Genomic DNA, 12,304 nt, shown 5'->3' with positions numbered 1-12,304 from the left:
AAGGAGTCCGTACCCCATGACGTCCACCGTGCCCAACGCCGTCGAGCACGCTGACGCGCAGCAGCCGCCGATCACCATGTTCGGCCCGGACTTCCCGTACGCCTACGACGACTTCCTCGCCCACCCGGCGGGCCTCGGGCAGATACCCGCTACCGAGCACGGCACGGAGGTCGCGGTCATCGGCGGCGGCCTGTCCGGCATCGTCGCCGCGTACGAGCTGATGAAGATGGGTCTCAAGCCGGTCGTGTACGAGGCCGACCAGATCGGCGGCCGGCTGCGCACGGTGGGCTTCGACGGCTGCGACGAGTCCCTCACCGCCGAGATGGGCGCGATGCGCTTCCCGCCGTCCTCCACGGCCCTGCAGCACTACATCGACCTGGTCGGCCTCCAGACGCGGCCCTTCCCCAACCCGCTGTCCGAGGCGACCCCGTCCACCGTCGTCGACCTCAAGGGCGAGTCGCACTACGCCGAGACGATCGGCGATCTGCCGCAGGTCTACCGGGACGTCGCCGAGGCCTGGGGCCGGTGCCTGGAGGAGGGCGCCGACTTCTCCGACATGAACCGCGCCCTGCGCGAGCGGGACGTGCCGCGCATCCGCGAGATCTGGTCCAGGCTCGTCGAGAAGCTCGACAACCAGACCTTCTACGGCTTCCTCTGCGACTCCGAGGCGTTCAAGTCGTTCCGGCACCGCGAGATCTTCGGCCAGGTCGGCTTCGGCACGGGCGGCTGGGACACCGACTTCCCCAACTCCATCCTGGAGATCCTGCGCGTCGTCTACACCGAGGCCGACGACCACCACCGCGGCATCGTCGGCGGCTCACAGCAGTTGCCGCTGCGCCTGTGGGAGCGCGAGCCGCAGAAGATCGTCCACTGGCCGCTGGGGACCTCGCTCGCGACCCTGCACGAGGCCGGCGAGCCCCGCCCGGCCGTGACCCGGCTGCACCGCACCGCCGGCAACCGCATCACGGTGACCGACGCGAACGGCGACATCCGCACCTTCCAGGCGGCGATCTTCACGGCCCAGTCCTGGATGCTGCTGTCGAAGATCGCCTGCGACGACTCGCTCTTCCCGATCGACCACTGGACGGCGATCGAGCGCACCCACTACATGGAGAGCTCCAAGCTGTTCGTGCCGGTGGACCGCCCGTTCTGGCTGGACAAGGACGAGGAGACCGGCCGGGACGTCATGTCGATGACGCTCACCGACCGTATGACGCGCGGCACTTACCTGCTCGACGACGGCCCGGACAAGCCCGCCGTCATCTGCCTGTCGTACACCTGGTGCGACGACAGCCTGAAGTGGCTGCCGCTGTCCGCGAACGAGCGGATGGAGGTCATGCTGAAGTCGCTCGGAGAGATCTATCCCAAGGTCGACATCCGTAAGCACATCATCGGCAACCCGGTGACGGTCTCCTGGGAGAACGAGCCCTATTTCATGGGCGCGTTCAAGGCCAACCTGCCCGGTCACTACCGCTATCAGCGGCGCCTGTTCACGCACTTCATGCAGGACCGGCTGCCCGAGGACAAGCGCGGCATCTTCCTCGCCGGCGACGACATCTCCTGGACGGCCGGCTGGGCCGAGGGCGCGATCCAGACCGCCCTCAACGCGGTCTGGGGCGTCATGCACCACCTGGGCGGCACGACCGACCCGACCAACCCGGGCCCGGGTGACGTCTACGACGAGATCGCGCCCGTCGAACTGCCTGAGGACTAGGGGCTAGCGGACCCCGGGCTCGGTCAGGGGCGTGAGCAGCATGCGCCCCGCGAAGCCCACCGCGGTGTCCAGGTGCTCGGTGAACTCGTCGGCGACATCGGGGAGTTCACGAAGGACCCACAGGGCCCGGGCCGCCGTCCAGGCGGCGTCCCGGGCGCGGTCCAGGCTCCAGGAGCCGAGCAGGTGGGTCAGCGGGTCGGCGATCCGCAACAGATCGGGCCCCGGCATCAGATCGTCGCGGATGCGCTCCTCCAGCGAGACGAGGAGATCGCCCACCAGGTCGAACTCGTCCTCCAGATCGACGGGTGCGCAGCCGAGGTCACGGCAGGTGTCCACGACGGCCAGGGCCAGATCGTGCCCGATGTGCGCGTTGATGCCCGCCAGGGCGAACTGCAACGGCCGTACCCCGGGGTGGCGGCGGAACTGGAACAGCGGCCGCCAGCAGGCGGGCGGCCGCCGCTCGTCCGCCGCCGACTCGACGGCCGCGAGGTACCGCTGCGCGAACCGTACGTCCAGCGTGATCGCGGCCTGGGCGTCCGGGAACCGGCCGGCGTCGACGCACCGGTCCACCGCCTCCGTCACGGCGAGGTAGACACGGTTGAAGACCGCGACCCCGTCCCGCGGGTGCAGGGCCGCGTCGAGGGCGCGCATACGGGAGATGACGGCGTCGACCGGAGTGTCCACGGCTGGGGTGAGTTGTTCGCATCGCGACATGCGGGCAGAGTCGCAGCTCCAGGCGGGCGGGAGTACCGGCGGGCCCGGCGCTTCCCCCCTGTGGGTGAAGCTGCCGGGGGAGTCGACCGACTGCAAGGGCAGGCCGGGGACGTTCACGGCCTCCCTCGCCTACGACGTGGCGTCGTCCGACTCGTCGTCGTAGGAGGAGGTGCCCTCGTCCAGCAGCGGCGCCTGCGTCTTCAAGTGGGCGGGGGCGAAGGCCCGCAGGGCGTGGTAGCCGGTGATGACGACCACCGTGCCGAGGGCGATGCCGCTCAGCGAGAACGTGTCGGAGAACTTCAGGGAGACGTTGCCGACACCGATGATGATGCCCGCCGCGGCCGGGACCAGGTTCAGCGGATTGCGCAGATCCACCTTGGCGTTGATCCAGATCTGCGCGCCCAACAGGCCGATCATGCCGTACAGGATGACGGTGATGCCGCCGAGCACCCCGCCCGGGATCGCCGCCACGACCGCGCCGAACTTCGGGCAGATACCGAACAGCAGGGCGAATCCGGCGGCGGCCCAGTACGCGGCCGTCGAGTAGACGCGGGTCGCGGCCATCACGCCGATGTTCTCGGAGTACGTGGTGTTGGGCGGGCCGCCGACCGCGGTGGACAGCATCGAGCCGACGCCGTCGGCGGAGATGGCCGTGCCCAGCTTGTCGTCCAGGTCGTCGCCGGTCATCTCGCCGACCGCCTTCACGTGCCCGGCGTTCTCCGCGACCAGCGCGATGACGACCGGCAGGGCGACCAGGATCGCCGACCACTCGAACGACGGGGCGTGCAGGGTGGGCAGTCCGATCCAGTCGGCCTTGTCCACGCCGGAGAGGTCCAGCCGCCAGTGGTCGGTGAGCCTGCCGCTCGCGTCCACCGAGTGGATCTTGCCGAAGAGCAGGTCGAACACCCAGGAGATGCCGTACCCGAAGACCAGCCCCAGGAAGATCGCGATCCGGGACCAGAAGCCGCGCAGACAGACCACCGCCAGACCGGTGAACAGCATCACCAGCAGGGCCGTCCACTGGTCCTGCGGCCAGTACGTCGAGGCCGTCACCGGCGCCAGGTTGAAGCCGATCAGCATCACCACCGCGCCGGTCACGATGGGCGGCATCGCGGCGTGGATGATACGGGCCCCGAACCGCCGCACGGCGAGCCCCACCAGGAACAGCGCGCCCCCGACGACGAACACCGCTCCCGTGACGGTCGCGCTGCTTCCTCCCTGCGCCCGGATCACCGCCGCCACGCCGACGAAGGAGAGGGAGCAGCCCAGGTAGCTGGGCACGCTGCCGCGGGTGGCCAGCAGGAACACGACGGTCGCGACGCCCGACATCATGATGGCCAGGTTCGGGTCCAGGCCCATCAGGACCGGTGCCACGAAGGACGCACCGAACATCGCCACGACGTGCTGGGCGCCCAGTCCGGCCGTGCGGGGCCAGGAGAGCCGCTCGTCGGGGCGGACCACGGCGCCGGGCGCCGGGATCTTTCCGTCGCCGTGCAGTTTCCAGCGGACGCCGAGATCCATGGTGCGGTTTCGCTTTCGTCGTGCGTGCGAGTGTCCGGACCATTGTCGGGGTGCGCCGCGGGAGGTGGTGACGGGGGCTGATCTGGACGCTCGTCGCGTGCCCGCTCAGGGCCGTGGGCCGGGCCGCGGTCGTGGCGTGCCAGTCCAGGGCCGTGGGCCGGGAACCGCGGTCGTGGCGTGCCAGTTCAGGCCGTAGGTCGGGAACCGCCGTCGTGGCGTGCCCGTTCAGGGCCGTAGGTCGGGAACCGCCGCGTCCGTCCGGCCGACCTTCGTCCGCTCGCCCGGCCGCAGCACACCCGCGAACGCCACCAGCCCGCACGACAGCGCCGTCACCAGGCAGAACGACACCATCAGGCTCGTCGCCTGGGCCAGCATGCCGATCGCGCTCGGCGCGACCAGCCCGGAGGTGTACGTGATGGTCGCGACGCCCGCGATGGCCAGGCTCGGGTTGGAGCCGCTGCGGCCCGCCGCCGCGAAGCACAGCGGGACGACGACGGCGATGCCCAGCCCCATCAGGGCGAACCCGCTCATCGCCACCGCCGGATGGTCCGCGACCACGATCAGCAGCCCGCCCAGCACGGCGAACACCCCGCTCGCCCGTACGGTCCGCACGGCCCCGAAGCGGTCCACGATCCTGTCGCCCGCGATACGGGCCACCGCCATGGTGAGCGTGAAGCCCGTCGTGCACGCGGCGGCCAGACCGGCCGAGGTCTCCAGCTGCTCCCGCAGGTACACCGCCGACCAGTCCAGGCTCGCGCCCTCCGCGAACACCGCGCAGAAGCCGATCGCGCCGATCAGCAGGGCGGAGCGGGGCGGCAGGGCGAACCTCGGCGGCGGCTCCTCGTCCTCCGCGGGCTGCAGGTCGAGCACCCACCGGCAGCTCAGTACACCGACGGCCGTGAGGACCGCGGCGGCCAGGAGGTGGTGCAGCCGGGCGTCCGAACCCAGGTGCGCGGCGAGCGTGCCGGCCGCCGAGCCCACCAGGGCGCCCGCGCTCCACATACCGTGCAGCCCGGACATGATGGATCGGCCGAGACGGTTCTCGACCTCGACGCCCAGCGCGTTCATCGCCACGTCGGCCATGCCCGCCGTCGCGCCGTACACGAACAGGGCCAGACACAGCGTCAGCAGGTTCGGCGCGAGGGACGGCAGGACCAGCGCCATCGTCCACAGAGCGATCAGACCGCGCAGCGCGTTGCGGGCACCGAAGCGGTGGCTGATGCTGCCGGCGAGCGGCATCGCGACCGAGGCGCCGAGCGCGGGGAAGGCGAGTGCGATCCCCAACTGCCCGGCGCTCACGCCCGCGTGGTCCTGGATCCACGGCACGCGGGTCGCGAACGAGCCGGTCACGGCACCGTGCACGGCGAAGACGGCGGCCACGGCGTACCGGGACCGCTTCACCTCGCGCTGTTCGTCGACCACGTTGCCCATTCTGCGGTCCCCCTCCAGGTCTCTGCCGTGTCCCGTGACCGGTGCGGGCGTAAACTATCAGGAACCCTGCCTGATAATAAGTGGGTTTCCCGCTGGCCACCGTCGACGGCCCCGTCGATCTGGGAGGATCCGCGCATGCCCGCATCCCCGAGCACCGCCCGGGCCATCAACGACCGGCTCGCCCTGCGCCTGCTCCAGCAGGAAGGCCCGTTGACGGCAGGGCAGTTGAAGCAGCTGACCGGTCTGTCCCGGCCGACCGTCGCCGACCTCGTCGAACGCCTCACCGCCGCCGGGCTGATCGCGGTGGTCGGCGAGGCGGGGGAGCAGCGGCGCGGCCCCAACGCGAAGGTCTATGGCATCGTCGCCGACCGGGCGCACCTGGCCGCCCTCGACGTGCGCACCGAGAGCGTCGCCGTGGCCGTCGCGGACCTGGTGGGGCGGGTGCTGGCCAGGGCGTCGGTGCCCATCGGGGACGACACCGGCACGGGCCCCGCCGTGGAGCAGGCGGTCACACTGGTCGAGCAGGTGGCGAAGGAGGCCGGTGCCGACCGCTTGCACACCGTGGGGATCGGTACGCCCGGCCTGATCGACCCCTCCAGCGGCGAACTCCGTGAATCCACCGGACTGCCGGAATGGCACCGCCGTCTCGTCGCCACCCTTCAGGAGCGCCTGCCCGAGGCCCGCGTCCGCGTCGAGAACGAGACCAACCTCGCGGCGCTGGCCGAGCAGCGCGACGGGGCGGCCCGGGACCGGGACACCTTCGTCCTGCTGTGGCTCGGCCACGCACCGGGAGCGGCCGTGGTCCTCGACGGCGCCCTCCGTCGCGGCGCCTCCGGCGGCACCGGCGAGATCGGCTTCCTCCCGGTCCCGGGCACGGCCGCGCTGCCGACGTCGAAGGACTGCGAGGGCGGCTTCCACTCGCTGGCCTCGTCGGCGGCGGTCGTCCACCTCGCGGCGGAGTTCGGGGCCCCCGCGGCGGTGTCCGAGGCGGGAGTGGTGCGGGCGGCCGTCGGCGTGGTGCGGGGGGCGGCGGCCCGGGTGCGGCGGGAGGGGGCCGCTCTCCCCGAGGAGCCCGGGCCTTCGGGGGGCACGGCCGGCGAAGCGCCCTGGCCTGAAGACCCCGCATCCGCCGGCCGTTTCCTGGAGGCCCTCGCCGACCGGCTCGCCGTCGGGGTCGCCTCGGTCGTCGCCATCCTGGACCCCGGTTGTGTGGTCCTCGGCGGGGAGGTCGGCCAGGCGGGCGGCGCCGAACTCGCCGGGCGGGTGCAGGAGCGCATAGCCGGGATGACGCCGCTGCCCACGGAGGTGCGGGCCACCACCCTGGGCGGCGAAGCGGTGCTGCGCGGCGCGTTGCTGACGGCCCGGGACCGCGCCCAGGACGAACTGTTCAGGCCGGTGGAGCGGTCGCCCCTAAGAAGGCCCGACGGCGGGCAAGGGCCGTCGTCACCGCCGCCGGGCCGGTCAGGGAGGGGGAGCCGACCCTGACGATGACCCTAGAAAGGACTAGACCACAGCGTCAATAGGTGTGTACCAATGCAGGGCGACATCGGGTCGCGTCGACGCGGAAGTCGGGGTGCCGGTCGCGCTCGGAAAGGGCTGCGACACGTTCTGTGAGGCAGCCCACATACTTCGCCCCTTTGCATGTCGATCAGGCGTGGCACACTGGCCGTGTACCAGTAGCAGCGCACTCCGGGGTCGGTGAAAGTCCGAACCGGCGGTTACAGTCCGCGACCCGGTCGCCTCCAGCGGCCGGTTGACCAGGTGAAATTCCTGGACCGACGGTTAAAGTCCGGATGGGAGGCAGTGCGCGGCGAGCGGGCATCCGTGCGCGCCGCCGAGAAGTCCGTCCTCGTGACGGACTCCGTCCGGCGTCGTCCCCGGTGTCCCTGCTCGTACCTTCTGTCGTCATCGACAGCCCCGGAGTCCGTGCCCGAAGAGGCAGGAGGACCCGGGAAGTGTTCACCGGAATCGTCGAAGAGCTGGGCGAGGTCACCGCCGTCGAGACCCTCGACGACGCCTGTCGCTTCCGCCTGCGCGGACCGGTCGTCACCCAAGGCGCCAAGCACGGCGACTCGATCGCCGTGAACGGAGTGTGCCTCACGGTCGTCGACCACGAGGGCGACGAGTTCACGGCCGACGTCATGGCCGAGACCCTGAACCGCTCCAGCCTCGGTGCCCTGAAGGCCGGATCCCGCGTCAACCTCGAACGCCCCATGGCCGTCGGCGGACGCCTCGGCGGACACATCGTGCAGGGCCACGTGGACGGCACCGGCGAGATCCTGGAGCGCAAGCCCTCCGAGCACTGGGAGATCGTGAAGATCTCCCTCCCCGCGGACCTCACCCGCTACGTGGTCGAGAAGGGTTCCATCACCGTCGACGGCATCAGCCTCACCGTCGTCGACGCCGGCCCGGACCACTTCACGGTCAGCCTCATCCCCACCACCCTCGACCTGACCACGCTCGGCCACAAGCAGCCCGGCGACCCGGTCAACCTCGAGGTGGACGTCATCGCCAAGTACGTCGAGCGGATGCTGGGCGACCGTGCGCAGGGGGCCGGCCGGTGAACACGCTGAACTCCGAGGCGTTCGTCGTCTTCGGCCAGCACATCCTCTGGTCCGACATGGTCGGCAACCTCTTCGGCCTGGCCGCCCTCGCCCTCGGCTGGCGGCGCTCCATCTGGACCTGGCCCGTGCAGTTCCTGGCCGGCCTCATCCTGTTCGGCGCCTTCTACGGCCACCTCACCGGCAGCGCGGGCAAGCAGGCGGTCGTCATGATCGTCGCCCTGTACGGCTGGTGGCAGTGGCAGCGCGGCAAGGGCCGGGGAGAAGACGGCCACATCGCCGTACGGTTCGCCACCTGGCGCGAACGGGCGGTCATGGTCGCGGCGGCGGCCGCCGGCACGGTCGCGGTGGCGCTGCTGTTCACGGCGTACCCGACCCTGTCCTGGGACCCCTGGCCCGACGCCTACATCTTCGTCGGCACCGTCGTCGCGATGTACGCCCAGGCCCGCGGCATGGTCGAGTTCTGGTTCGCCTGGCTCCTCGTCGACGTCGTCGGCGTCCCCCTGAACTTCGCCAACGGCTACGCCTTCTCCGGCTTCGTCTACGTCATCTACGGCGCGCTCGTCCTGTGGGGCATGCGCGACTGGTGGCTGCGCTCGCGTCAGACCGCGCGGCCCACCCTGGAAGGAGCGCCGGCATGAGCGCCACAACCACCCTGTACAGCACCGACGACGTCGAGAGCTTCGCGCTCGACCCCGTGGAGCAGGCCATCGCCGACATCGCGGCCGGCCGCCCCGTCGTGGTCGTCGACGACGAGGACCGGGAGAACGAGGGCGACCTCGTCATCGCCGCCGAGAAGGCCACCCCCGAGATCGTCGCCTTCATGATGAGCGAGTGCCGCGGCCTGATCTGCGCCCCCATGGAGGGCGACGAGCTGGACCGGCTGAAGCTCCCGCAGATGGTCGAGGACAACACCGAGTCGATGAAGACCGCGTTCACGGTCTCCGTCGACGCCTCCGCCGCGCACGGCGTGAGCACCGGCATCTCCGCCTCCGACCGCGCCACCACCCTCCGGCTGCTCGCCGACGGTGTCTCCGGGGCCGACGACTTCGTCCGCCCCGGCCACGTCTTCCCGCTGCGCGCCCGGCCCGGCGGCGTCCTCACCCGCAACGGCCACACCGAGGCCGCCGTCGACCTCGCCCGCCTCGCGGGTCTGCGCCCGGCCGGCGCGATCGTCGAGATCGCCGGCGAGGACGGCACCATGCTGCGCCTGCCCGAGCTGATCCCCTTCGCCCGCAAGCACGGCCTGACGATCATCTCCATCGAGGACCTGATCGCCTACCGCCGCGGCAGCGAACCCACCGTCCGCCGCGAGGCCACCACCAGGCTGCCCACCGCCCACGGCACCTTCACGGCCCACGGCTACCGCTCCACCGTCGACGGCGTCGAGCACGTCGCCCTGGTGCACGGCGAGATCGGCGACGGCCAGGACGTCCTCGTGCGCGTCCACTCCGAATGCCTCACCGGCGACGTCTTCGGCTCGGCCCGCTGCGACTGCGGCCCCCAGCTCGACGCCTCCCTCGCCCGCATCCAGGAGGAGGGCCGGGGCGTCGTGGTCTACCTGCGCGGACACGAGGGCCGCGGCATCGGCCTGATGTCCAAGCTGCGCGCCTACGAACTCCAGGAGCGGGGCCGTGACACCCTCGACGCCAACCTCGAACTCGGCCTGCCCGCCGACGCCCGCGACTACGCGGCCGGCGCGCAGATCCTCGCCGACCTCGGCGTGCGCGGCGTCCGGCTGCTGACCAACAACCCCGACAAGACCGACGCCCTCGTCCGGCACGGCATCGCGGTCCGGGCCCGTGTGCCGATGCCCGTGAACGCCGGCGAGCACAACCTCCGCTACCTGCGCACCAAGCGGGACCGGATGGGCCACGACCTGCCCTGGCTGGACACGACCACCGTGCCGGCCTGCGGCAACCAGTAAGGCAGGACAGCAGCACAACAAGTCAGCAGCACAGCAAGACAGCAAGACGGCACAGCGAGAAAGCTCTGAGGAGAGACGTGAGCGGCAAGGGTGCACCGGAACTGTCCGTACGCAATGTGGGTGACCTCCGGGTCGCCGTCATCGCGGCACAGTGGCACGAGAAGGTGATGAACGGCCTGGTCGACGGCGCCCTGCGCGCCCTGCACGACCTGGGCATCGACGAGCCGACCCTGCTCAGGGTCCCCGGCAGCTGGGAACTCCCGGTCGTCGCCAAGGTCCTCGCGGGTCGCGGCTACGACGCGATCGTCGCCCTCGGTGTCGTCATCCGCGGCGGAACCCCCCACTTCGAGTACGTGTGCCAGGGTGTGACCCAGGGCCTCACCCAGGTTTCCGTCGACACCGGCGTCCCCGTCGGCTTCGGCGTGCTGACCTGCGACACCGAGGAACAGGCCCTGGACCGCGCCGGGATCGAGGGCTCCAACGAGGACAAGGGGCACGAGGCGGTGACCGCCGCGGTGGCGACCGCGGCCACCCTCCGCTCGGTATCCGAACCCTGGCACTGACGAAAGGCACACGTGGCATAGGCTGAGCGTCACCATGTCCAAGAAGACGTTCGAGGAGCTCTTCACCGAGCTCCAGCACAAGGCCGCCCAGGGCGACCCCGCCACTTCCCGCACCGCAGAACTGGTCGGCAAGGGCGTCCACGCCATCGGCAAGAAGGTCGTCGAAGAGGCCGCCGAGGTCTGGATGGCCGCCGAGTACGAGGGCAAGGAAGCCGCCGCCGAGGAGATCTCGCAGCTGCTCTACCACGTCCAGGTGATGATGGTCGCCCGCGGCATCTCCCTCGACGACGTCTACGCCCACCTCTGAGCCGCACCCCCGTTCCCGTCAGACACCACGCAAAGGAAGCCGACCTCATGCTGCGCATCGCCGTCCCCAACAAGGGTTCCCTGTCCGGCCCTGCGGCGGAGATGCTGCATGAGGCCGGCTACCAGCAGCGCCGCGAGTCCAAGGAACTGCGGATCGTCGACCCGGTGAACGAGGTCGAGTTCTTCTACCTCCGCCCCCGCGACATCGCGATCTACGTCGCCTCCGGGCAGCTCGACATCGGCCTCACCGGCCGCGACCTGCTCATCGACTCCGGCGCCGAAGCCGAGGAGATCCTCGCCCTCGGCTTCGCCCGCTCCACCTTCCGCTACGCCACCAAGCCCGGCACGATCAGCGGCCTGGCGGACCTGACGGGCAAGACGATCGCCACCTCCTACGAGGGCATCGTCGCCGCCCACCTCGCCGAGCACGGCATCGACGCCTCCGTCGTCCACCTCGACGGAGCCGTCGAGACCGCCATCCAGCTCGGCGTCGCCCAGGTCATCGCCGACGTCGTCGAGACCGGCACCTCGCTGCGCAACGCCGGCCTGGAGGTCGCCGGCGAGCCGATCATGCAGTCGGAGGCCGTCGTGATCCGCCGCACCGGGGCGGACGCCGACGACCCCAAGGTGCAGCAGTTCCTGCGCCGCCTCCAGGGCGTCCTCGTCGCCCGGACCTACGTGATGATGGACTACGACTGCCGCGTCGAGCAGCTGGAGAAGGCCGTCGCCCTCACGCCCGGCCTGGAGTCCCCGACCGTCTCCCCGCTGCACAACGAGGGCTGGGTCGCCGTCCGCGCGATGGTCCCGGCCAAGGAAGCCCAGCGGATCATGGACGACCTGTACGACATCGGCGCCCGCGCCATCCTGACCACGGCCATCCACGCCTGCCGTCTCTGAGGGGCGTACGCGAGATGTCCGATCTGCCCGCCCTGCCCGTCACGTTCCGGCCGGGCAGCACCCGTGTGGTGCTGCTCACCGCGGCCGTCGCCATCTTCGCGGTGATCACGGCGGTCGCGATGCTGCTGAAGCAGCTCAGCCCCGGCGAGCGCGTGAGCTTCGTCTTCACGGCGCTCCTGCTGGACGCCGTGCTGCTCCTGCTGGCGCGACCCAAGGTCGTCGTGGACGAGGACGGCGTCACTGTCGTCAATCTCACGAACAAGCGCCGTCTGGAGTGGGCGGAGATCCTCCAGGTGACCCTCCGGCCGGGCGACCCCTGGGTCTTCCTCAACCTCAGCGACGGCACCAGCCTGCCTGCTCTGGGCATCCAGCCGGGCCTCGCCAAGCAGCGCGCGATCGCCGACGCCCGGGCCCTGCGGGCGCTCGTCGAGGCCCGTTCGGCGGCGGGCCCCGAGCGGCGTCAGGGCTGACCCGGACAGATCCTCAGGGCGGTCACCCTGCCGCATCGGGCCATGTCTTGATTAATCTGTTTCCGGAGGCGCGAACGATGCGCTTCCGCCCCTGCCGCCCCGCCCGGTGCGCCAGGGGCTCCTGCTAACCGAGGAGTGACCCTCTCCGGCGATGGACGGATCGTCCTGCAGTACCTGCGCCGCCCCCTGCCGACATAGCG

13 protein-coding genes and 1 riboswitch are annotated in these 12,304 nt (G+C 71.0%); of the genes, 10 read left to right on the top strand and 3 right to left on the bottom strand.

Features of this window, described 5'->3' with window-relative positions; translation table 11 throughout:
- Positions 1-16 precede the first annotated feature (16 nt).
- A complete protein-coding gene (locus AB0B29_RS17470; protein ID WP_362240159.1) occupies positions 17-1,714 on the top strand; it encodes a flavin monoamine oxidase family protein in 1,698 nt (565 codons plus the stop codon).
- A gap of 3 nt (positions 1,715-1,717) precedes the next feature.
- Here AB0B29_RS17470 and AB0B29_RS17465 read toward each other — a convergent pair whose 3' ends face one another.
- Complete coding sequence (locus AB0B29_RS17465; protein ID WP_362240156.1) at positions 1,718-2,428, bottom strand: DUF5995 family protein; 711 nt, start codon at positions 2,426-2,428, stop codon at positions 1,718-1,720.
- Between AB0B29_RS17465 and AB0B29_RS17460 the strand changes: the two genes are divergently transcribed.
- Entirely contained in the window at positions 2,427-2,591 is a 165-nt protein-coding gene (locus AB0B29_RS17460) for a hypothetical protein (RefSeq protein WP_362241051.1), read from the top strand. The genes AB0B29_RS17465 and AB0B29_RS17460 overlap by 2 nt on opposite strands.
- Here the strand turns inward: AB0B29_RS17460 and AB0B29_RS17455 are convergent.
- On the bottom strand, positions 2,558-3,949 hold the full coding sequence (locus AB0B29_RS17455) for a uracil-xanthine permease family protein (protein ID WP_362240153.1): 1,392 nt from the start codon (positions 3,947-3,949) through the stop codon (positions 2,558-2,560). The two genes, AB0B29_RS17460 and AB0B29_RS17455, sit on opposite strands and share 34 nt — an antisense overlap.
- Positions 3,950-4,174: 225 nt before the next feature.
- Positions 4,175-5,380 carry an MFS transporter gene (locus tag AB0B29_RS17450; RefSeq protein WP_362240150.1) on the bottom strand — a complete coding sequence of 402 codons (1,206 nt, stop codon included), beginning with the start codon at positions 5,378-5,380 and terminating at the stop codon, positions 4,175-4,177.
- Between the two features lie 135 nt (positions 5,381-5,515).
- Between AB0B29_RS17450 and AB0B29_RS17445 the strand changes: the two genes are divergently transcribed.
- The 8 genes from AB0B29_RS17445 (at position 5,516) to AB0B29_RS17410 (ending at position 12,104) form a co-directional block, all read left to right on the top strand.
- On the top strand, positions 5,516-6,865 hold the full coding sequence (locus tag AB0B29_RS17445) for an ROK family transcriptional regulator (protein ID WP_362240147.1): 1,350 nt from the start codon (positions 5,516-5,518) through the stop codon (positions 6,863-6,865).
- Between the two features lie 195 nt (positions 6,866-7,060).
- Positions 7,061-7,191: riboswitch (FMN riboswitch) on the top strand.
- Positions 7,192-7,335: 144 nt separating this feature from the next.
- A complete protein-coding gene (locus AB0B29_RS17440) occupies positions 7,336-7,944 on the top strand; it encodes a riboflavin synthase (RefSeq protein WP_362240145.1) in 609 nt (202 codons plus the stop codon).
- Positions 7,941-8,582, top strand: coding sequence for a nicotinamide mononucleotide transporter family protein (locus AB0B29_RS17435; protein ID WP_362240143.1), 642 nt, complete (start codon positions 7,941-7,943; stop codon positions 8,580-8,582). The genes AB0B29_RS17440 and AB0B29_RS17435 overlap by 4 nt, the downstream gene beginning before the upstream one ends.
- Entirely contained in the window at positions 8,579-9,868 is a 1,290-nt protein-coding gene (locus AB0B29_RS17430; RefSeq protein ID WP_362240140.1) for a bifunctional 3,4-dihydroxy-2-butanone-4-phosphate synthase/GTP cyclohydrolase II, read from the top strand. Before AB0B29_RS17435 ends, AB0B29_RS17430 begins: the two co-directional genes overlap by 4 nt.
- Positions 9,869-9,945: 77 nt before the next feature.
- Positions 9,946-10,431: a 6,7-dimethyl-8-ribityllumazine synthase gene (gene ribH, locus AB0B29_RS17425; protein WP_030843258.1), complete on the top strand. Its 486-nt coding sequence runs from the start codon at positions 9,946-9,948 to the stop codon at positions 10,429-10,431.
- A 34-nt stretch (positions 10,432-10,465) separates the two neighbouring features.
- On the top strand, positions 10,466-10,738 hold the full coding sequence (locus AB0B29_RS17420; RefSeq protein ID WP_019983911.1) for a phosphoribosyl-ATP diphosphatase: 273 nt from the start codon (positions 10,466-10,468) through the stop codon (positions 10,736-10,738).
- 47 nt (positions 10,739-10,785) lie between these two features.
- The gene (gene hisG, locus AB0B29_RS17415; protein WP_031108172.1) at positions 10,786-11,634 is read left to right on the top strand and encodes an ATP phosphoribosyltransferase; all 849 of its coding nucleotides are present in this window, start codon (positions 10,786-10,788) and stop codon (positions 11,632-11,634) included.
- A 14-nt stretch (positions 11,635-11,648) separates the two neighbouring features.
- The gene (locus tag AB0B29_RS17410; protein ID WP_362240136.1) at positions 11,649-12,104 is read left to right on the top strand and encodes a PH domain-containing protein; all 456 of its coding nucleotides are present in this window, start codon (positions 11,649-11,651) and stop codon (positions 12,102-12,104) included.
- The last annotated feature ends 200 nt before the right edge of the window (positions 12,105-12,304 follow it).

The sequence above is a fragment of the Streptomyces tibetensis genome (assembly GCF_040647715.1).
GTDB classification, from domain to species: Bacteria; Actinomycetota; Actinomycetes; order Streptomycetales; family Streptomycetaceae; genus Streptomyces; species Streptomyces tibetensis_A.
This window is presented reverse-complemented; position numbering and strand designations above follow the sequence as displayed.

Bases quoted from the DNA above. Each gene is read 5' to 3' on its own strand.
- AB0B29_RS17470 (WP_362240159.1), top strand. From the start codon at position 17: ATGACGTCCACCGTGCCCAACGCCGTCGAGCACGCTGACGCGCAGCAG.
- AB0B29_RS17460 (WP_362241051.1), top strand. From the start codon at position 2,427: ATGCGGGCAGAGTCGCAGCTCCAGGCGGGCGGGAGTACCGGCGGGCCC.
- AB0B29_RS17465 (WP_362240156.1), bottom strand. From the start codon at position 2,428: ATGTCGCGATGCGAACAACTCACCCCAGCCGTGGACACTCCGGTCGAC.
- AB0B29_RS17455 (WP_362240153.1), bottom strand. From the start codon at position 3,949: ATGGATCTCGGCGTCCGCTGGAAACTGCACGGCGACGGAAAGATCCCG.
- AB0B29_RS17450 (WP_362240150.1), bottom strand. From the start codon at position 5,380: ATGGGCAACGTGGTCGACGAACAGCGCGAGGTGAAGCGGTCCCGGTAC.
- AB0B29_RS17445 (WP_362240147.1), top strand. From the start codon at position 5,516: ATGCCCGCATCCCCGAGCACCGCCCGGGCCATCAACGACCGGCTCGCC.
- AB0B29_RS17430 (WP_362240140.1), top strand. From the start codon at position 8,579: ATGAGCGCCACAACCACCCTGTACAGCACCGACGACGTCGAGAGCTTC.
- AB0B29_RS17420 (WP_019983911.1), top strand. From the start codon at position 10,466: ATGTCCAAGAAGACGTTCGAGGAGCTCTTCACCGAGCTCCAGCACAAG.
- hisG (WP_031108172.1), top strand. From the start codon at position 10,786: ATGCTGCGCATCGCCGTCCCCAACAAGGGTTCCCTGTCCGGCCCTGCG.
- AB0B29_RS17410 (WP_362240136.1), top strand. From the start codon at position 11,649: ATGTCCGATCTGCCCGCCCTGCCCGTCACGTTCCGGCCGGGCAGCACC.